The organism is Pseudomonas sp. Eth.TT006 (assembly GCF_054456575.1).
In genome coordinates this window covers 524619-544324 of the sequence record NZ_JBTJEN010000001.1, presented here as the reverse complement: position 1 = coordinate 544324, position 19706 = coordinate 524619, and the positions used below count along the sequence as shown (strand labels likewise).

Sequence of the window (19706 nt, the reverse complement as noted above, 5' to 3'; positions counted from 1 at the left end):
TGGAGCCCGAAATGAAAACGCCCCGATCATCGCTGATCGGGGCGTTTTTTTATTGCCGGGGCGCCGGTCAGGCGGCAATCGACAACTTGAGCTTGTTCATCGCGCTCTTCTCGAGCTGGCGGATCCGCTCGGCCGACACGTTGTACTTCTGCGCCAGGTCGTGCAGCGTGGCTTTCTCTTCTGCCAGCCAGCGCTGGTAGAGGATGTCACGGCTACGTTCGTCCAGCACTTCCAGCGCTTCGTGCAGGTTGTGGTTGGAGTTGTCGCTCCAGTCGGCATCTTCCAGCTGACGGGCCGGGTCGTACCGGTGGTCTTCCAGATAGTTGGCCGGCGACTGGAAAGCGCTGTCGTCGTCCGCTTCTGCGGCCGGGTCGAAGGCCATGTCATGGCCGGTCAGGCGACTTTCCATCTCGCGCACTTCACGCGGCTCGACGCCAAGGCTTTCCGCCACACGGTGGACTTCCTCGTTGTTCAGCCACGCCAGACGTTTCTTCTGGCTGCGCAGGTTGAAGAACAGCTTGCGCTGGGCCTTGGTGGTCGCGACCTTCACGATGCGCCAGTTGCGCAGGATGAACTCGTGAATTTCCGCCTTGATCCAGTGCACGGCGAACGACACCAGACGCACACCCATTTCCGGGTTGAAACGCTTCACGGCCTTCATCAGGCCGACGTTGCCTTCCTGGATCAGGTCAGCCTGAGCCAGACCGTAGCCGGAATAGCTACGGGCAATGTGTACAACAAAACGCAGGTGGGCGAGCACCATCTGCCGAGCCGCCCCCAAATCCTGCTCATAGTAGAGACTCTCGGCCAGTTCACGCTCCTGCTCCGGCGTCAGCAATGGAATGCTGTTGACGGTGTGCACATAGGCTTCCAGGTTCGCACCCGGAACCAACGCGTACGCAGGTTGCAAAGAATTGGTCATGCGAAAAAACCTCCGACTTACATACTCGTGCCTTTCGGCACTGCGAAAAATTGACCGGGAACTCAGGTACAAGTTCCCAAAAACCTACAAGGCCAATCACGCGCAAAAAAGATTCTATTTCGGCGCCAGCTCCCTGAGATGACGCGCGACTGCAATCCATGCACCGATATAACCCAACAGCACCGCGCCAAGCAAGAGCGACAGACCGTCGGCAACTGGCACTCCGGCCAGCGCGAAATCACTGCCGTACAAGCCGGCCAGTCCAACCACCGCGTCGTTCAGCCAGTTCAGGCCGAACGCCAGCACACCCCAGGACAAGATACCCGCACCGAAGCCATACAACGCGCCCATATACAGGAAGGGACGACGCACATAACTGTCAGTGCCGCCGACGAGTTTAATCACTTCTATCTCTGTGCGGCGGTTTTCAATATGAAGACGAATGGTATTGCCTATCACCAAAAGTAATGCAGAAACCAGAAGCACCGTCAGACCGAAGACAAAGCGGTCGCCGAGCTTGAGGATCGCTGCCAGACGCTCGACCCAGACTAGATCAAGTTGCGCCTGTTGTACCTTGGGCAGCTCGGAAAGTTTTTGTCTTAATGCTTCCAGGGTCGGCTTGTCGACCTCCTTCGGGGTTACCAGCACCACGCCCGGCAGCGGGTTTTCCGGCAGTTCGCGCAGGGCTTCGCCCAGACCCGACTGCTGCTGAAACTCCTCCAGCGCCTGATCACGCCCGACATATTCGGCATCAGCAACCCCGGGCATGCCTTTGATCTGCTCGCGCAATGACTCGCCTTGCGCCGGTGTGGCATCGAGCTGCAGGTACAGCGAAATCTGCGCCGCACGCTGCCACGAACCGCCGAGACGCTCGACATTGTTGATCAGCAGCGACAGCCCCATCGGCAGGCTCAGCGCCACGGCCATCACCATGCAGGTGAAGAAGCTGCCGATCGGCTGCTTGCCAAGCCGACGCAGACTGTCGAGCAGGCTGGCGCGGTGACTTTCGAGCCACGAATGCAACAGCGTGGAGAAATCCGGGCCGTCGTCATCGTCGTGTTTTTTCTTTTTCGGCGGTTGCGGGTCGGCGGCCTTCGGAGCCACGCGTTCGGAAACCTTCGGACTGCGTGTCGCACTCATACGCCGGCCTCCCCGTCGCCGATCAAGCGGCCGCGTTGCAAGGTCAGCATGCGGTGGCGCATGCGGGCAATCAGGGCCAGGTCGTGACTGGCGATCAGCACACTGGTGCCGAGCCGGTTGATATCTTCGAACACACCCATGATCTCGGCTGCCAGACGCGGGTCGAGGTTACCGGTCGGTTCGTCCGCCAGCAGCAGCGCCGGACGGTGCACGATGGCGCGGGCGATACCGACACGCTGTTGCTGACCGGTGGACAGGTCGCCCGGGTACAGCTCGGCTTTATCCGAAAGCGCCACGCGGTCCAGCGCCGAATCGACCCGCTTGGCGATCTCGGCTTTGGACAGCCCGAGAATCTGCAGCGGCAGCGCGACGTTGTTGAACACCGTGCGATCGAACAGCAACTGATGGTTCTGGAACACCACGCCGATCTGCCGACGCAGAAACGGAATCTGCGCATTGCTGATGGTGCTCAGGTCCTGCCCGGCCAGCAACAGTTTGCCGCTGGTCGGACGCTCCATCGCCAGCAACAGGCGCAACAACGTGGATTTACCGGCACCGGAGTGGCCGGTGACAAACAGAAACTCGCCACGACGGACTCGAAAGCTCAGCTCATGCAAGCCGACGTGACCGTTCGGGTAGCGTTTACCGACCTGTTCGAAACGAATCATGAACGCTCCCGCTCGGCAAACAGTGCCTGGACAAAGGGTTCGGCTTCAAAGGTACGCAGATCGTCGATGCCTTCACCGACGCCGATGTAGCGGATCGGCAGGCCAAACTGCTTGGCCAGGGCGAAAATCACCCCGCCCTTGGCGGTGCCGTCGAGCTTGGTCAGCGCCAGGCCGGTCAGTTCGACAGTCTGGTTGAATTGCTTGGCCTGATTGATGGCGTTCTGACCAGTACCGGCGTCGAGCACCAGCAGCACTTCGTGCGGTGCGTCGGCGTCGAGCTTGCCGATCACCCGGCGAACCTTCTTCAGTTCTTCCATCAGGTTGTCTTTGGTGTGCAGACGACCGGCGGTGTCGGCGATCAGCACGTCGATGCCACGGGCCTTGGCGGCCTGCACCGCATCGAAGATCACCGAAGCGGAGTCGGCGCCGGTGTGCTGGGCGATCACCGGGATCTTGTTGCGCTCACCCCAGACCTGCAGTTGCTCAACGGCAGCGGCACGGAAGGTGTCACCGGCGGCGAGCATGACTTTCTTGCCTTCGAGTTGCAGCTTCTTCGCCAGTTTGCCGATGGTGGTGGTCTTGCCGGCGCCGTTGACGCCCACCACCAGAATCACGAATGGCTTGTGCTGCGAGGCGATTTTCAGCGGCTGTTCGACCGGTTTGAGCATTGCGGCCAGTTCGGCCTGCAACGATTTGTACAGCGCATCGGCGTCTGCCAGTTCCTTGCGCGCGACCTTCTGGGTCAGGCGTTGGATGATCTGCGTGGTGGCTTCGACGCCCACGTCGGCGGTGAGCAGGCGGGTTTCCAGATCGTCGAGCAGATCGTCATCGATGGTTTTGCGGCCGAGGAACAGGCTGGCCATGCCCTCGCCGATGCTCGCGCTGGTTTTCGACAGACCTTGCTTGAGACGGGCGAAGAAGCCGGCTTTGGTTTCTTCGGTACGCGGCGCTTCGACTGGCGTTTCAGCGACCACTTCAACCGGCGCGACTGGCGCAGCGGCAACCGGTGCAGGTGCAGGTGCAGGTGCAGGTGCAGGCTCGGCAGGTTGAACGACCGGAGCAACTGGAGCAACGAATACTGGCGCAGCGGGCTCAGGAACAACCGGCGCAGGCTCGACAACCGGTTCAACCACCGGAGTCGCAGCAATTTCAGGGACAACTGCAGCAGGCGCCGGAATCGGTGGCGTCACGTGCGGCGCGGCCTCTTCGACCAATGCCACCGGCTCTTCCTCCACCGGCAAGGTCAGCCATGGCTGAGCCGCCGGCGTCAGCGGCAATTCTGGCGCCACGAGAGCTTCAGGCTCAGGCTCGGGCTCGCTCGGTTGCAGCACCGGCTCGGTAATCGGCAGAACGATCGGCGCCGGCTCTTCTTCTATTACTGGCGCCGGCGCAGGAGCTGGCTCAGGGGTCGCGGGCGGCTGTTCGACGACGGGTTCCTGCGGTTTCTTACGCAGCCATCCGAACAGGCTTTTCTTCTCGCCAGCCGCAGCTGGGGTCTTCTTGTCGTCGTTGGAACCAAACATGGAGGACGGCTATCTCACGGTAGCGACGCGCCATAAGGGCGCCCCGGCAAATAAATATTCGATGCAGAACAGACTGTGTTTCATCCAGCTTGTTCACGCGCAACATTTTGTCGAGGCGCCAGCGGCACCTCAAAGATTCGTATTAACGAAGGACTAAACCGGAAAAATCGGCGAAAAAGCGAAGTCTAGTCGATAAACCGCAGCTTTCTGCCGCCAACCTATACAGCCGCATCAGGACTGAAATCCTGATAGGCGTGGTCGCCGGTAAAACGGATCAGTATCCTAGCACCTCCTCGCCCGCCTAGGCTAAGACCAAGCGGGCAGCCCAACAGGTTAAAAAACGAATGAATGCTCTAGCCCGCCGCGCTGCAGGCCTGCTGCTCAGCACAGTCTGCCTGCCCCTTTCGGCCTTGGCGGCCGACCCGCAACCGACCCACGAATTCACCCTCGACAACGGCCTCAAGGTCGTCGTGCGCGAAGACCATCGTGCGCCAGTGGTGGTGTCGCAGGTCTGGTACAAGGTCGGTTCCAGCTACGAAACCCCGGGGCAGACCGGTCTGTCCCACGCGCTTGAGCACATGATGTTCAAGGGCAGCGAGAAAGTCGGCCCCGGCGAAGCCTCGTTGATCCTGCGTGACCTCGGCGCCGAAGAGAACGCGTTTACCAGCGACGACTTCACCGCTTACTACCAGGTGTTGGCTCGCGATCGCCTGGGCGTGGCCTTTGAACTGGAAGCCGACCGCATGGCCAATCTGCGCCTGCCGGCAGACGAGTTCGCCAAGGAAATCGAAGTCATCAAGGAAGAGCGCCGGCTGCGCACCGACGACAAGCCAATGTCCAAGGCCTACGAGCGCTTCCGCGCCATGGCCTACCCGGCCAGCGGCTACCACACGCCGACCATCGGCTGGATGGCTGACCTCGACCGGATGAAGGTCGAAGAGCTGCGCCACTGGTATCAGTCCTGGTATGTGCCGAACAACGCCACGCTGGTGGTGGTCGGCGACGTCACCCCGGACGAAGTGAAAAACCTCGCCCAGCGTTATTTCGGGCCAATCGCCAAGCGCGACGTGCCGCCGGCGAAGAAACCGCTGGAACTGGCCGAACCCGGCGAACGCCAGATCACCTTGCATGTGCAAACCCAACTGCCGAGCCTGATGCTCGGTTTCAACGTGCCAAGCATCGCCACCGCTGAAGACAAGCGCTCGGTCAACGCCCTGCGCCTGATCTCGGCACTGCTCGACGGCGGTTACAGCGGACGCATTCCGACGCAATTGGAGCGCGGCGAAGAGCTGGTGTCTGGCGGCTCGTCGAGCTACGACGCCTACACCCGCGGCGACAGTCTGTTCACCCTGTCGGCAACCCCGAACACGCAGAAGAAAAAGACCATGGCACAAGCCGAAGCCGGTCTGTGGAAACTGCTGGAACAGCTGAAAACCACCGCACCGTCCGCCGAAGAACTGGAGCGTGTACGAGCGCAGGTCATCGCCGGCCTGGTGTTCGAGCGCGATTCGATCACCAGCCAGGCCACCGCTATTGGTCAACTGGAAACCGTCGGTCTGTCGTGGAAACTGATGGACAGCGAACTGGCTGATCTGGAAAGCGTGACCCCGCAAGACATCCAGAGCGCCGCCAAGCAGTATTTCACCCGCGAACGTCTCAGCGTCGCCCACGTCCTGCCACTGGAGGCGACTCATGAGTAAGCGCAACGCCCCACGCCTGCTGCTCGGCCTGATCGCCGTGGCGGTGATCGGCTCCGCCGGGTTTTACCTGATGCCCGGCGTCAAGACCGACGCCAGTGAAGCCCTCGACAACGCCAAGACCAGCCAGAAACTGCAATCGCTGACTGAGCTCGATGGCAAGGCCCCGGCCAGCCGCAAGCTCGACGTGCAGACCTGGAACACCGCCGAAGGCGCCAAAGTGCTGTTCGTCGAAGCCCATGAACTGCCGATGTTCGACATGCGCCTGATCTTTGCCGCCGGCAGCAGCCAGGACGGCAACGCACCGGGGCTGGCAGTTCTGACCAACGCCATGCTCAACGAGGGCGTGGCCGGCAAGGACGTCGGCGCCATCGCCCAGGGTTTCGAAGGCCTCGGTGCGGATTTCGGCAACGGTGCCTACAAGGACATGGCGCTGGCTTCGCTGCGCAGCCTGAGTGCCGCCGACAAACGCGAGCCGGCGCTCAAGCTGTTCTCTGAAGTGGTGGGCAAACCGACGTTCCCGGCCGACTCCTTCGCGCGCATCAAGAATCAGTTGCTCGCCGGTTTCGAATACCAGAAACAGAACCCCGGCAAACTCGCCAGTCTGGAGCTGATGAAGCGTTTGTACGGCGACCATCCGTACGCGCATTCCAGCGACGGTGATACGCAGAGCGTGCCGAAGATTACCCTGGCGCAACTGCGTGAGTTCCACGCCAAGGCCTACGCGGCCGGCAATGTGGTGATCGCGCTGGTCGGCGACCTGTCGCGCGCCGAGGCCGAGGCGATTGCCAATCAGGTCTCCGGTGCGCTGCCCAAAGGTCCGGCACTGGCGAAAATCGCCGCGCCGCAGGAACCCAAGGCGAGCATCGGCCATATCGAATTCCCGTCGAAGCAGACCACCCTGTTGCTCGCGCAACTGGGCATCGACCGTGACGACCCGGATTACGCCGCGCTGTCGATGGGCAACCAGATCCTCGGTGGCGGCGGTTTCGGCACCCGTCTGATGAGCGAAGTGCGCGAGAAGCGCGGCCTGGCCTATGGCGTGTACTCCGGGTTCAGCCCGATGCAGGCCCGTGGTCCGTTCATGATCAACCTGCAGACCCGCGCGGAAATGAGCGAAGGCACGCTGAAACTGGTGCAGGACGTGCTTGCCGATTACCTGAAGACCGGTCCGACCCAGAAAGAACTCGACGACGCCAAGCGCGAATTGGCCGGCAGCTTCCCGCTGTCCACCGCGAGCAACGCCGATATCGTCGGCCAACTCGGTGCCATGGGCTTCTATAATCTGCCGCTGAGCTATCTGGATGACTTCATGCGTCAGTCGCAGAGCCTGACCGTCGAGCAGGTCAAGGACGCGATGAACAAACACCTGAGCACGGACAAACTGGTCATCGTCAGCGCCGGCCCGACCGTGCCGCAAAAGCCGTTACCGGCCCCATCTGATAAACCTGCCGAGCAACCGCTCGGGGTTCCGGAGCATTAATGGCGACTCGCCCGAAAAAACCTGCGCAGAACGTCCACAACGGTGTGAACCAGCTGCGCATCATCGGCGGCGAATGGCGCAGCCGCAAACTGAGCTTCCCCGACGCGCCGGGCCTGCGCCCGACGCCGGACCGGGTGCGCGAAACCCTGTTCAACTGGCTCGCGCCGTATGTCGCCGGGGCCAAGGTGCTGGACCCGTTCGCCGGCAGCGGCGCGCTGTTTCTGGAGGCCCTGTCCCGTGGCGCGGCCATGGGGCAGGCGCTGGATGCCAGCCATGTGGCCGTGTCCAGTCTGAAAGAACACCTCGGCACCCTGCGTTGCACCAACGGTCAGGTGCAGACCGCTGACGCGCTGCGTTATCTGGAAACCCAGGTCGCCACGCCATATGACCTGGTTTTTCTGGATCCGCCGTTCAATCAGAACCTGCTGCCTGCGGTCTGCACCTTGCTGGAAGAACGCCAATGGCTGGCAGCGGATTCGTGGATCTACACTGAAAGTGAAACCGCGCCTTCAACGCTGGGCCTGCCGGGCAACTGGCGCCTGCACCGCGAGCAGAAATCCGGGCGGGTCTACTACGCGTTGTGGCAACGTCTGGCTGCGGGCACCGCTTAACTGAAGGTTTGCGCCAGACCTGTGGCGAGGGAGCTTGCTCCCGCTGGGTCGCGAAGCGGCCCTTTTTCAGAAGCGAGGCCTGTTGCGCAGTCCAGCAGGAGCAAGCTCCCTCGCCACAAAAGCGTGCTTACTCTGCCCACAAAGCTGCATCGAGAACCATCGTGCCCGCTTCTTCAGAACACTTCACCCCCGCCTTCGGCCTCGGCAATCCGCACATGCAGACCTTGTGGGGGCCGCTGTGGCGCAAAACCGTGCACCTTGATCGCCAACGCGAACGCTTGTGGCTGGACGACGGAGATTTCCTCGACCTCGACTGGTACGGCCCGCACAGCGCCGAGGCGCCGCTGGTGTTGGTGTTGCACGGGCTGACCGGTTCATCCAACTCGCCTTACGTCGCCGGCATCCAGGCTGCGCTCGACGCGCAAGGCTGGGCCAGTGTCGCGCTGAACTGGCGCGGCTGCTCCGGCGAACCCAACCTGCTGCCACGCAGTTACCACTCCGGGGCCAGCGAAGACCTCGCCGAAGCCATCCAGCACCTGCGTGCCAAGCGACCGCTGGCGCCGCTGTATGCGGTCGGTTATTCCCTCGGTGGCAACGTGTTGCTCAAGCATCTGGGGGAGACCGGCAGCGCCAGCGGTGTGCTTGGAGCGGTGGCGGTGTCGGTACCGTTTCGTCTCGATCAGTGCGCCGACCGCATTGGCCAGGGTTTTTCCAAGGTCTATCAGGCGCACTTCATGCGCGAGATGGTCGCCTACATCAAGAACAAGCAACGTCAGTTCCAGCACGACGGCCGCGAGGATGGTCTGGCGGCACTGGCGGCGCTCGGTTCGCTGGAGAACATGCGCACGTTCTGGGATTTCGATGGCCGGGTCACCGCGCCGCTGCACGGTTTCAGCGATGCCGAGGACTACTATCGGCGGGCGTCGAGCCGTTATTTTCTCGGTGAGATTCGCACCCCGACCCTGATCATTCAGGCCGCTGACGATCCGTTTGTATTCCCCCACAGCCTGCCGACAGCCGAAGAACTGTCCGCCACCACGCAGTTCGAGCTGCAGGCCAAGGGCGGGCATGTCGGGTTTGTCGATGGCACGTTGCGCCAGCCCGGTTACTACCTGGAGCGGCGCATCCCGCAATGGCTGGCCGGCGTGACACCATGAACAATCAGGGCGAGTCGATCCGATTCTGGCAAACCGCGCCACTGGCCGGGGTCGAATTGCTGTCGGCGCGCTACATCGATCATCGCTTCGCCCCGCACGTCCACGACGGCTATGTGATCGGCATGATCATGGCCGGCGCCCAGCGCTACCGTTATCGCGGCGCCGAACACCTGGCCGGCAGCGGCACGCTGGTACTGATCAATCCGGACGAGTTGCACACCGGATACAAGGGCACTGAGGACGGCTGGCGGTACCGGGCGTTTTACCCCGACACCCGGCAGATCGTGTCCTTGCTCGAAGAACTGGAACTGCCCATCCTGCCCATGCCGGCGTTTGGCGCGACGCTGTATCGCGACCCGGATCTGGTCAACGGCTTCAGTCAATTGCATCGTTTGCTGGAAAGCCCCGCCACGGCGCTGCAACAGCAGACGATATGGCGCGAGATGATGATGTTGCTGTTGCAGCGTCATGCGGCCGTGCAGATCAGAGGCAAACCGGGCAAGGAACATCGCGCGGTGGTGATGGCCAAGGAGTTGTTGCATGCGCGACTCGCCGCGCCGCCGTCACTGGAAGAACTGGCGGCCGCGGTGAACCTGTCGCCCTTCCACTTCGCCCGGGTATTCCGCCGCGCCACCGGAATGCCACCGCACACCTGGCTGATGCAACAACGTATCGCCCAGGCTCGCGCACTCCTGCAGCACGGCTGCTTGCCGGTGGACGTCGCCCTGCAACTGGGCTTTGCCGACCAGAGTCATTTGAGCCGGCAGTTCAAGCAGGTTTATGGTGTCGGGCCGGCGGCGTATCGCAGTGCCCGACAATCGATTGGCAACGATTAACCCCTGTGGGAGCGGGCTTGCTCGCGAAAGCGGTGTATCAGCAGGCATCACTGTGACTGACACACCGCTTTCGCGAGCAAGCCCGCTCCCACGGGGGGGGGATGGTAACTTTATTCGCCGGTGGCGATCTCGCGAGCCGGGTCGTTGATCCACTCACTCCACGACCCGGCATACAACGAACCCAGCGGATAACCTGCCAGACACAGCGCAAACAGGTTGTGACACGCCGTCACCCCGGAACCGCAATAGGCCACCAGGTCCGCTGGCGAACGATCGCCGAGCTTCGCCGCAAAGCGCTGTTTGAGCTGTTCTGCCGGCAGGAAGCACCCGTCGCTGCCAAGGTTGTCGGTAAACGCCGCGCATTGCGCGCCGGGAATGTGCCCGGCAATCGGGTCGATCGGCTCGACTTCGCCCTTGAAGCGCGGCAAGGCGCGGGCGTCGAGCAAGGTCAGTGACGGCTGGGCGAGGCGCTGCTGCAATTGTTCGGCGCTCAGCAGCAGGGTCATGTCCGGCTGGCCGCTGAAATTGCCGCGACTGACCACCGGCGCATCCAGACTCAACGGCAAACCCGCTGCGTGCCAGGCCTTGAGTCCGCCGTCGAGAATGAACACGCCGTCGCGTTTTCCCAGCCATGCCAGCAGCCACCAGGCGCGCGCCGCGTAGGCGCCGGGGCCGTCGTCATAGAGAACCACTTCGCTGTCGGCATTGATGCCCCACGCTTGCAGGCGCTCGATCAACGCCGCCGGCTCGGGCAGCGGATGGCGACCAGTGACGCCCTTGGTCACTTTGCCACTGAGGTCTCGCTCAAGGTCGGCGAAACGCGCGCCGGCAATGTGCCCTTCGGCGTAGCTGCGCTGCCCGTAATCCGGGTCTTCGAGGGCAAAACGACAATCGAGAATCACCAGCCCCGGCTGCTCCTTGCGGGCATCCAGTGCGGTCGGGCTGATCAGTTGCGCAATCGACATAACGGACTCCTGTGAGCGACTTCGAAAAGGTTAGCGCCCTTCCTCAAGGGCCTGGGCCAGCGGCACGTAGAACTCGTCGAACAAGGCATTCACCTCGTCACGGGCCTGATCGGTGACGAACCCGGCTTCCAGCACCAGCACCTGGTACACGCCACGCTTGATGGCCTGCTCGCTGAGGTGATTGGAGTTTTCCCGGGTGGTGCACAGAAAGCGTACCCATGAGGTGAGGATGATCCAGGCATTGATCGTCAGGGATTCGATCTGCACCCGATCCATCTTCAGAATGCCGGCGGCGACAAACCCTTCGTAGATCGCCATGCCCTGAATCACACAGCGTTGGGAAAACCGCCGATAACGTGCGGCGAGGTCCGGGTCGCTGTCGAGCAGGTGTTCCAGATCGCGGTGCAGGAAACGGTAGCCCCACATCGCCGACAGCAGTTCCTTGAGGTAGTAGCGCTTGTCTTCGACTGTAGCGGCGCGCCCTTGGGGCGGGCGCAGGAAGCTGTCCACCAGACTCTCGTACTCACTGAACAACACGGCGATGATCGCCTGCTTGTTGGGGAAGTGGTAGTACAGGTTGCCTGGGGAAATCTCCATGTGCGCGGCAATGTGGTTGGTGCTGATGCTGCGCTCGCCCTGCTGGTTGAACAGCTCCAGGCTGTTCTGCACGATGCGCTCGCTGGTTTTTATTCGTGGGGCCATGGCTTGAGCTTTAATCCAGAGTGCGGTGAGGGGCATCTTACGACCTAACCGGAAATGGATAAAACAAAGCTGTGTCGGGAAGTCATTTGACTTTCTAGAGTCCAGACTCTAAAAAGTCCTCACTACAATAAATCCGGAGCAGACGATGACTGCCGACATTGCTTACCTGCAAACGCTGCAACAGCCCCTCGATGAGCTGAACCGGCTATTCGCGGCACAGCGCGCGGCCTATGCCGCCAACCCGATGCCGGCAGCGGCGCAGCGTCAGCAATGGCTCAAGGCATTGCGCGACTTGCTCAGCGATGAGCGCCAGGCCCTGATCGGTGCGATCAGCAGCGACTTCAGCCATCGCAGCGCCGATGAAACCCTGCTCGCCGAATTAATGCCGAGTCTGCACGGCATTCATTACGCCAGCCGCCACCTCAAAGGCTGGATGAAATCTTCACGACGCAAAGTCGGCCTGGCCTTTCAGCCGGCGTCGGCCAAAGTGGTGTATCAGCCGCTGGGCGTGGTCGGCATTATCGTGCCGTGGAACTACCCGCTGTATCTGGCCATCGGCCCGTTGGTCGGCGCGCTGGCGGCGGGTAATCGGGTGATGCTCAAGCTCAGCGAGTCGACCCCGGCCACCGGGCAGTTGCTCAAGACGCTGCTCGCGCGGACTTTCCCCGAAGACCTGGTGTGCGTGGTGCTCGGCGAGTCGGACGTTGGCGTGGCGTTTTCCCGCCTGCGCTTCGATCACCTGTTGTTCACCGGCGCTACCAGCATCGGCAAACACGTGATGCGCGCCGCCGCGGAAAACCTGACCCCGGTGACCCTCGAACTGGGCGGCAAATCCCCGGCCATCGTCTCACATGACGTGCCGCTCAAGGACGCCGCCGAACGCATCGCCTTCGGCAAAACCCTGAATGCCGGGCAGACCTGCGTCGCCCCCGATTACGTGCTGGTGCCACAAGACCGCGTCGGTGCGTTCGTCGAAGCCTATCGCCAGGCGGTCAACGCTTTCTACCCGACCCTCGCCGACAACCCGGACTACACCGCAATCATCAACGAGCGCCAACTGGCGCGGCTCAACAGTTATGTCAGCGACGCCACCAGCAAGGGCGCGCTGCTGATCCCGCTGTTCGAACAGGGCCAGGGCCGGCGCATGCCGCACAGCCTGCTGCTGAACGTGACTGACGAAATGATCGTGATGCAGGACGAGATCTTCGGCCCGCTGCTGCCGATCGTGCCGTATCAGGACCTCGACCAGGCGTTTGCCTACATCAATCAGCGCCCTCGTCCTCTGGCCCTTTACTACTTCGGCTACGACAAGCGCGAACAGAACCGCGTGCTGCACGAAACCCACTCCGGCGGCGTGTGCCTCAACGACACCCTGCTGCATGTGGCGCAGGACGACATGCCGTTCGGTGGGATTGGCCCGTCAGGCATGGGCCACTATCACGGCCACGAAGGATTCCTGACCTTCAGCAAAGCCAAAGGCGTGTTGATCAAACAGCGCTTCAACGCGGCGAAGCTGATTTATCCGCCGTACGGCAAATCGATCCAGAAACTGATCCAGAAACTGTTTATTCGTTAATCGTCGTCATCGCCGGGTAATAACAACAATGCACCCAAGCCTGACCGAAACACCTGCGCTGTCGCGCCGTGGCCTGCTGAAATTCAGCCTCGGCGCCACCGCGTTTCTTGCCACCGCCGGCCTTGGCGCCAGCCTCAGTGGTTGCTCATCGAATGTCGCGGCCAACGGCTTTGTCGCTCTGCGCGACGGCGACCTGTTGTTCCTGCGCGCCTTGATTCCGGTGATGCTCGACGGCGCCGTGGTCAGCGACAAAATGCCCGCAGCCGTCGAGGGCACCCTCAAGTCGCTGGATTACAGCCTCAACCATCTTTCGCCAGAGATGCTCAAGCTCACTCGACAACTGTTCGATGTGCTCGGCATGGCGGTCACCCGCGGGCCGCTCACCGGCATCTGGGGCAGTTGGGAAAACGCCAGTCCCGAGGCGCTGCGCCACTTCCTCGAACGCTGGCGGAACAGTTCGTTGAGCCTGTTGCGCATGGGTCACAGCTCCCTGCTGCAGATGGTGATGATGGCCTGGTACACCCGCGCCGAGTCCTGGGCGCACTGCGGTTATCCCGGGCCGCCTGCGGTTTGAAATCGGGGCGCGGCCTTCGCGAGCAAGCCCGCTCACACAGGGACATGCATTTCAATGTGGGAGCGAGCTTGCTCGCGAAGGCGCCATCAGCCTCACCACCACACCCAGAATAATAAAGAGAACCTGATCGATGCCCGTACCCGACCTGTTCCGCGAAGGCCTTGCCCGTGGCTGGAAAACCTACAACGGCGCACAACTGAGCGACGACCTGACGCTGCACGCCGACGTCGCCATCATCGGCAGCGGCGCCGGTGGCGGCACCACCGCGGAAATCCTCAGCGCCGCCGGCTACAAAGTGCTGCTGATCGAAGAAGGCCCGCTCAAGACCAGCTCCGATTTCAAGCTGCTCGAAGACCAGGCCTACAGCAGCCTCTATCAGGAAGGCATCGGCCGCATGAGCAAGGACGGCGCGATCACCATCCTTCAGGGCCGGGCGGTGGGCGGCACCACGCTGATCAACTGGACCTCGAGCTTCCGCACCCCGGAACCGACCCTCGAACACTGGGCCAGAGAGCACAACGTCAAAGGCCACAGCCCGGCCGAAATGGCGCCGTGGTTCGAGAAAATGGAGCAACGCCTTGGCGTCGCGCCGTGGATGGTCCCGGCTAATGCCAACAACGACGTGATCCGCAAGGGCTGCGAGCAGCTCGGCTATAGCTGGCACGTGATTCCGCGCAATGTGCGCGGTTGCTGGAACCTCGGTTACTGCGGCATGGGCTGCCCGACCAACGCCAAGCAATCGATGATGGTCACCACCATTCCGGCAACGCTGGAAAAGGGCGGCGAACTGCTTTATCTGGCGCGCGCGGAAAAACTGCTGATCAGCGGCGACAACATCACCGGTCTGCAATGCGTGGCGATGGACGAACGTTGCGTCGCATCGACCGGACGCGAAATCACGGTCAAAGCGCGGCATTACGTGCTGGCCGGCGGCGGCATCAACAGCCCGGCGCTGCTCCTGCGCTCGGACGCGCCCGATCCGCATCAGCGCCTCGGCAAACGCACGTTTCTGCATCTGGTGAACATGTCCGCCGGGCGCTTCGACGAGGTGATCAATCCGTTCTACGGCGCGCCGCAGTCGATCTACTCGGATCATTTCCAGTGGAAGGACGGCACCCGTGGGCCGATGGGCTACAAACTCGAAGTGCCGCCGCTGCAGCCGGCACTGGCGGCGACGCTGCTCGGCGGCTTCGGCCAGCAGAACGCCGAACACATGGCCGATCTGCCGCACACCCACGCGATGCTCGCGTTGCTGCGCGACGGATTCCACCCGGACAGCCCCGGCGGTAGCGTCGAGTTGCGCGGCGATGGCTCGCCGGTGCTCGACTACCAAGTCTCGCCTTACGCCTGGGAAGGTTTGCGCCGCGCCTTTCACAGCATGGCCGAGATTCAGTTTGCCGGTGGCGCGAAAGCGGTGATGCCGATGCACGCCGATGCGCGGTACGTGAATACCCTGGCCGAAGCGCGCACGCTGATCGACGGTCTGAGTCTTGAGCTGTACCGCACGCGCCTGGGCAGTGCTCATGTGATGGGCGGTTGTGCCATGGGCGAAGATCCGAAAATGGCGGTCACCGACAGCCTCGGCCGGCATCACCAACTGCGCAATCTGTCGATCCACGACGGCTCGCTGTTCCCCACCAGCATTGGCGCCAACCCGCAGCTGTCGGTGTATGGACTGACCGCACAACTGGCGACGGCCCTCGCCGATCGGTTGAGAAATCCGTGAAAAAAACGCTTTATCGCGGCGTCTATAGTGCTTTCTTACCCAACACGCGACTTGGCCGACCGGGACGGCTGCGATACCATCCGACTCCCCAACGGACTCCCGCCAGGACGACGCGATGAACCGAGTGTTGTACCCAGGTACCTTCGACCCTATTACCAAGGGCCATGGCGATCTGGTCGAACGCGCCTCGCGCCTGTTCGATCACGTGATCATTGCGGTCGCTGCCAGCCCGAAGAAAAACCCGCTGTTCCCGCTGGAACAACGGGTCGAACTGGCTCGCGAGGTCACCAAACACCTGCCGAACGTGGAGGTGGTCGGCTTCTCGACGCTGCTGGCGCATTTCGCCAAGGAGCAGAACGCCAATGTGTTCCTGCGTGGTCTGCGCGCGGTGTCGGACTTCGAATACGAATTCCAGCTGGCCAACATGAACCGTCAATTGGCGCCGGACGTCGAGAGCCTGTTTCTCACGCCGTCCGAGCGTTATTCGTTCATTTCCTCGACACTGGTCCGGGAAATCGCGGCGCTGGGTGGCGATATCAGCAAGTTCGTGCACCCGGCCGTGGCCGATGCCCTGACCCTGCGCTTCAAAAAGTAGGCGCTGCCGCAGGCTGCGATCTTTGGCTTTCAAAGATTGCAGTCGCGTGCCCTTGATCGCAGCCGCGTGCACTGCGCTCGCCAATGCGGCACAATTGCGCGCATTGATTTATAGCGCCCGGGCCTGCCGCCCCGGCTGGAGTTAGCATGTCCCTGATCATCACCGACGATTGCATCAACTGCGACGTCTGCGAACCCGAGTGCCCGAACGCCGCCATTTCCCAAGGCGAAGAGATCTACGTGATCGACCCGAACCTGTGCACCCAGTGCGTCGGCCACTACGACGAACCGCAGTGCCAGCAGGTCTGCCCGGTGGATTGCATTCCACTGGACGAAGCCCATCCGGAGACTGAAGAACAGTTGATGGAGAAGTACCGCAAGATTACCGGCAAGGCCTGAACTCTTAAGCGCCCGTTCCGCCGCCATCGCGGGCAAGCCCGCTCCCACAGTGTTCTGTGGTGGAACACACATTGTGCAACCACCCAATACCTTGTGGGAGCGGGCTTGCCCGCGATGAGGCCGTCAGCAGCACCACAAAATCCTGACCCGCTCACTCGCGCTGTTCAAACCCCTCTCCCGTACATCCCAGGCAGCGCACAAACGCCGCTTTCGCCGGGTCGACCACCAGCGCCTGCCCCGCATCGCCCACCCCGCCACCCAGCGCGGTAAACGGCAACGACACCACAAACGCGCCCGCACCGATCACCGTCGCCACCACCAATAAAGGTCGGGCGATCAGCAAATCGCCGATCATCGCGTAGGCCGGGGGATTCTGGATGGTATAGCGTGGGTCACCGCTGCCGCTTTCCGTGGCCGCAACAGCCAGACTGGAACACAACAGCAGCGCAACTAAGAGCACTTGCAGGGACTTCATGGCACGATCCTTCGGGCTGAACAGTGAGACAACTCACTATAGACCGTAGGACTTTTTCAGCCGTTTGCCTCAGGTCTGGCAGCGCGGGCAGAACACGCTAGCCCGCTGGCCGAGCTTGACCTCTCGCAGGCCAGTGCCGCAAACCTTGCAGTGCTCACCGCCACGGCCATAGACAAACAGCTCCTGCTGGAAATAACCCGGCTGCCCGTCACCCCCGATGAAATCACGCAACGTGGTGCCGCCGCGTTCGATGGCGGCGGCGAGGATGCGTTTGATCTCGATCGCCAGCTTCAGATATCGCCCTCGAGAAATGCTCTTTGCCTCACGGCGCGGGTCGATCCCGGCGGCGAACAGCGCTTCGGTGGCGTAAATGTTGCCGACACCGACCACCACCGCGTTGTCCATGATGAACGGCTTGACCGCCATCGAACGCCCGCGCGACAGCTGGAACAGACGCTCGCCGTCGAACAGATCGGTCAAAGGCTCCGGCCCGAGGCGAATCAGCAGTTCGTGATTGAGCGGATCGCTGCTCCACAGCATCGCACCAAAGCGGCGCGGATCGGTGTAGCGCAACGCCAGACCGGATTCCAGCTCGATATCCACGTGTTCATGCTTCAACGCCGGCAATCCGGACTCCACCAGACGCAGGTTGCCCGACATCCCGAGGTGGCTGATCAGCGTACCGGCTTCGGCGTTGATCAACAGGTACTTGGCTCGCCGCTCGACCAGCACGATGCGCTGCCCGGACAGGCGCACATCGAGGTCTTCGGGGATCGGCCAGCGCAGCCGGCGATCCCGCACGATCACCCGGCTGACGCGCTGGCCCTCCAGATGCGGGGCAATGCCGCGACGGGTGGTTTCGACTTCCGGCAGTTCAGGCATGACGTCCTCTGATCAATGCGCGCCGAGGTCGCGGATCGTTTGTTTGAGGGTTTCGAAGTCGTAGTCCGACAGCCCGATGTACTCGAGCACCAGCGGCCCGACGGCCTGCCATTCGTAATCTTCGGTCTGGTTGCCCAGCACCCGATACGACGCGCAGATATGCTCGGCCATCTTGAGGATCGCCAGCAGGTTTTTCATCTGCGTGTTGCGCGAGGTCTCGTCGCTGAAAATCGCCAGGGCATTGTGGTGGTTGGCAATGGCCGCGCTGACATGCTCCGGCAGGCGCCACGACTTGGCGGTGTAGTAACCGACCACCGCGTGGTTGGTGTTGAACTCGGCGTTTTCGGTGTCCACCACCCGGCACTCGGCACCGGCGTTGGCATAGGCCTTTTCCAGAATCGTCATGTAATTGGGGAAGCGTTGCAGCATCAGCGGCACGCCACAATCGTGGAACAGACCCAATGCGTAAGCCTCGTCACTGGCCTCGGTACCGACGCGCTTGGCCAAGGTCAGGCAGGTCATGGCCACATCCTGGGCGGTATCCCAGAAACGATTGAGGGTGACGATGGTGTCGTCGTTCATCTCGCCCTTGATCGACTGGGCGTTGATCAGGTTGATGATCGAGCGACTGCCCAACAGGTTCACCGCGCGCTTGATCGAGGTGATCTTGTTGCTCAGGCCGTAATAAGGCGAGTTGACGATTTTCAGCAGCGAGCCGGACAGGCCGGGATCCTGGGCGATCAGTTTGGCAATCGTGTCCAGATCCGGGTCGGGCATGTACTGCTCCATTTGCAGATCCACCATGATCTGCGGCTGCGCCGGCACGCTGATGCCTTGCAGGGACTGTTGAATCTGTTCGGTGGTCAGCTCTTGGGACATAAGTACACACTCTGGGACAGGCGGCGATTCTAACCTCTAAAAACCGCACGACGACACACCAGTGGGTAATTGTCAGGAACTTTCATTAACGCGCTGGCTTCGGAACCTGTAAGGCCCTCGGGACGATTGCGCTCCCGTACGGCGACAAACTTCCACAGACTCAGGAGCTTAGCGATGGACACTTCCCTCAACGGCAAACGCGTCGCCATTTTGGTAACAGACGGTTTCGAGCAGGTCGAACTGACCGGCCCCAAGCAGGCTCTGGAGCAGGCTGGCGCGCAAGTCGACATCCTTTCTGCCGAGGCCGGCAAGGTCAAAGGCTGGAACCATGACAAACCGGCGGACGACTTTCAGGTCGACCAGACCTTTCAAGGCGCCAGCAGCGAGCAGTACGACGCGATCGTCCTGCCCGGCGGCGTGCAGAACTCCGACACCATCCGTATCGACCAGGACGCCCAGCACCTGGTCAAGACCGGCGCCTCCGCCGGCAAGCCGATTGCGGTGATCTGCCATGGCGGCTGGCTGCTGATTTCCGCCGGGCTGGTCAACGGCAAAACCATGACCAGCTACAAGACCCTCAAGGATGACCTGGTGAACGCCGGGGCCAACTGGGTGGACAAGGAAGTGGTCAAGGACGGGCACCTGATCAGCAGCCGTCAACCGGATGATATTCCGGCGTTCAGCAAGGAGCTGATCAGCGCGCTTTCGGCCTGATCTGCCGACTTGTAAGTTTATGTGGTGAGGGGATTTATCCCCGATGGACAGCGCAGCTGTCCCAAATCGACTCACGCGGTCCTTTCAGAAAACTGCGATGGGGGTTTGCGGCTGCTACGCAGCCGATCGGGGATAAATCCCCTCGCCACAGGTCCACTCACCCGCCAATCAGACCGGGCAACA

At 62.0% G+C, this 19706-nt stretch carries 20 protein-coding genes; 11 read left to right on the top strand and 9 right to left on the bottom strand.

All coding sequences use genetic code 11. The features are described 5' to 3' along the window. Positions 1–67 precede the first annotated feature (67 nt). From rpoH to ftsY, 4 genes are all read right to left on the bottom strand, one after another. Entirely contained in the window at positions 68–922 is an 855-nt protein-coding gene (rpoH, locus tag ACXR0M_RS02540) for an RNA polymerase sigma factor RpoH (protein WP_003229146.1), read from the bottom strand. A gap of 114 nt (positions 923–1036) precedes the next feature. Further along, positions 1037–2062: a permease-like cell division protein FtsX gene (ftsX, locus tag ACXR0M_RS02535; protein ID WP_458829606.1), complete on the bottom strand. Its 1026-nt coding sequence runs from the start codon at positions 2060–2062 to the stop codon at positions 1037–1039. Next, positions 2059–2730, bottom strand: a complete 672-nt coding sequence (gene ftsE / locus ACXR0M_RS02530) for a cell division ATP-binding protein FtsE (protein WP_458829604.1) — start codon at positions 2728–2730, stop codon at positions 2059–2061. Before ftsE ends, ftsX begins: the two co-directional genes overlap by 4 nt. Then, the gene (ftsY, locus tag ACXR0M_RS02525; protein ID WP_458829602.1) at positions 2727–4253 is read right to left on the bottom strand and encodes a signal recognition particle-docking protein FtsY; all 1527 of its coding nucleotides are present in this window, start codon (positions 4251–4253) and stop codon (positions 2727–2729) included. The genes ftsE and ftsY overlap by 4 nt, the downstream gene beginning before the upstream one ends. Positions 4254–4597: 344 nt before the next feature. Between ftsY and ACXR0M_RS02520 the strand changes: the two genes are divergently transcribed. From ACXR0M_RS02520 to ACXR0M_RS02500, 5 genes are all read left to right on the top strand, one after another. Then, on the top strand, positions 4598–5953 hold the full coding sequence (locus ACXR0M_RS02520) for a M16 family metallopeptidase (protein ID WP_458829600.1): 1356 nt from the start codon (positions 4598–4600) through the stop codon (positions 5951–5953). Continuing rightward, the gene (locus tag ACXR0M_RS02515) at positions 5946–7433 is read left to right on the top strand and encodes a M16 family metallopeptidase (RefSeq protein WP_458829598.1); all 1488 of its coding nucleotides are present in this window, start codon (positions 5946–5948) and stop codon (positions 7431–7433) included. The genes ACXR0M_RS02520 and ACXR0M_RS02515 overlap by 8 nt, the downstream gene beginning before the upstream one ends. After that, positions 7433–8044 carry a 16S rRNA (guanine(966)-N(2))-methyltransferase RsmD gene (gene rsmD, locus ACXR0M_RS02510; protein WP_458829596.1) on the top strand — a complete coding sequence of 204 codons (612 nt, stop codon included), beginning with the start codon at positions 7433–7435 and terminating at the stop codon, positions 8042–8044. Before ACXR0M_RS02515 ends, rsmD begins: the two co-directional genes overlap by 1 nt. 161 nt (positions 8045–8205) lie before the next feature. Next, positions 8206–9201: a hydrolase gene (locus tag ACXR0M_RS02505; protein ID WP_458829595.1), complete on the top strand. Its 996-nt coding sequence runs from the start codon at positions 8206–8208 to the stop codon at positions 9199–9201. Continuing rightward, positions 9198–10037, top strand: a complete 840-nt coding sequence (locus ACXR0M_RS02500) for a helix-turn-helix domain-containing protein (RefSeq protein ID WP_458829593.1) — start codon at positions 9198–9200, stop codon at positions 10035–10037. Before ACXR0M_RS02505 ends, ACXR0M_RS02500 begins: the two co-directional genes overlap by 4 nt. A gap of 110 nt (positions 10038–10147) precedes the next feature. On the opposite strand, the gene ACXR0M_RS02495 is transcribed toward ACXR0M_RS02500, so the two are convergent. Both ACXR0M_RS02495 and ACXR0M_RS02490 read right to left on the bottom strand, forming a co-directional pair. Next, entirely contained in the window at positions 10148–11002 is an 855-nt protein-coding gene (locus ACXR0M_RS02495) for a sulfurtransferase (protein ID WP_458829591.1), read from the bottom strand. Between the two features lie 30 nt (positions 11003–11032). Then, positions 11033–11704, bottom strand: coding sequence for a TetR/AcrR family transcriptional regulator (locus ACXR0M_RS02490; protein WP_458829589.1), 672 nt, complete (start codon positions 11702–11704; stop codon positions 11033–11035). A gap of 145 nt (positions 11705–11849) precedes the next feature. Here ACXR0M_RS02490 and ACXR0M_RS02485 point away from each other — a divergent pair, with 145 nt between their 5' ends. From ACXR0M_RS02485 to ACXR0M_RS02465, 5 genes are all read left to right on the top strand, one after another. Next, positions 11850–13280 (top strand): coniferyl aldehyde dehydrogenase, encoded by a 1431-nt coding sequence (locus ACXR0M_RS02485; RefSeq protein WP_458829587.1) that lies wholly within the window; start codon positions 11850–11852, stop codon positions 13278–13280. Positions 13281–13308: 28 nt separating this feature from the next. Continuing rightward, the gene (locus ACXR0M_RS02480; RefSeq protein WP_458829585.1) at positions 13309–13854 is read left to right on the top strand and encodes a twin-arginine translocation pathway signal protein; all 546 of its coding nucleotides are present in this window, start codon (positions 13309–13311) and stop codon (positions 13852–13854) included. Positions 13855–13984: 130 nt separating this feature from the next. Further along, positions 13985–15580 (top strand): GMC family oxidoreductase, encoded by a 1596-nt coding sequence (locus tag ACXR0M_RS02475; protein WP_458829583.1) that lies wholly within the window; start codon positions 13985–13987, stop codon positions 15578–15580. A gap of 115 nt (positions 15581–15695) precedes the next feature. Next, entirely contained in the window at positions 15696–16175 is a 480-nt protein-coding gene (gene coaD, locus ACXR0M_RS02470) for a pantetheine-phosphate adenylyltransferase (RefSeq protein WP_003229157.1), read from the top strand. Positions 16176–16321: 146 nt separating this feature from the next. Continuing rightward, positions 16322–16573, top strand: a complete 252-nt coding sequence (locus ACXR0M_RS02465) for a YfhL family 4Fe-4S dicluster ferredoxin (protein WP_003195146.1) — start codon at positions 16322–16324, stop codon at positions 16571–16573. Positions 16574–16724: 151 nt separating this feature from the next. On the opposite strand, the gene ACXR0M_RS02460 is transcribed toward ACXR0M_RS02465, so the two are convergent. The 3 genes from ACXR0M_RS02460 to ACXR0M_RS02450 all read right to left on the bottom strand — a co-directional run bounded on the left by ACXR0M_RS02460 (position 16725) and on the right by ACXR0M_RS02450 (position 18755). After that, entirely contained in the window at positions 16725–17048 is a 324-nt protein-coding gene (locus ACXR0M_RS02460) for a multidrug transporter (RefSeq protein WP_458829579.1), read from the bottom strand. 69 nt (positions 17049–17117) lie between these two features. Next, positions 17118–17930 (bottom strand): bifunctional DNA-formamidopyrimidine glycosylase/DNA-(apurinic or apyrimidinic site) lyase, encoded by an 813-nt coding sequence (gene mutM, locus ACXR0M_RS02455; protein WP_458829577.1) that lies wholly within the window; start codon positions 17928–17930, stop codon positions 17118–17120. Between the two features lie 12 nt (positions 17931–17942). Continuing rightward, positions 17943–18755 (bottom strand): HDOD domain-containing protein, encoded by an 813-nt coding sequence (locus tag ACXR0M_RS02450; RefSeq protein WP_458829852.1) that lies wholly within the window; start codon positions 18753–18755, stop codon positions 17943–17945. A gap of 228 nt (positions 18756–18983) precedes the next feature. Here ACXR0M_RS02450 and ACXR0M_RS02445 point away from each other — a divergent pair, with 228 nt between their 5' ends. Continuing rightward, positions 18984–19523, top strand: coding sequence for a type 1 glutamine amidotransferase domain-containing protein (locus ACXR0M_RS02445; RefSeq protein WP_458829575.1), 540 nt, complete (start codon positions 18984–18986; stop codon positions 19521–19523). Positions 19524–19706: the final 183 nt, after the last annotated feature.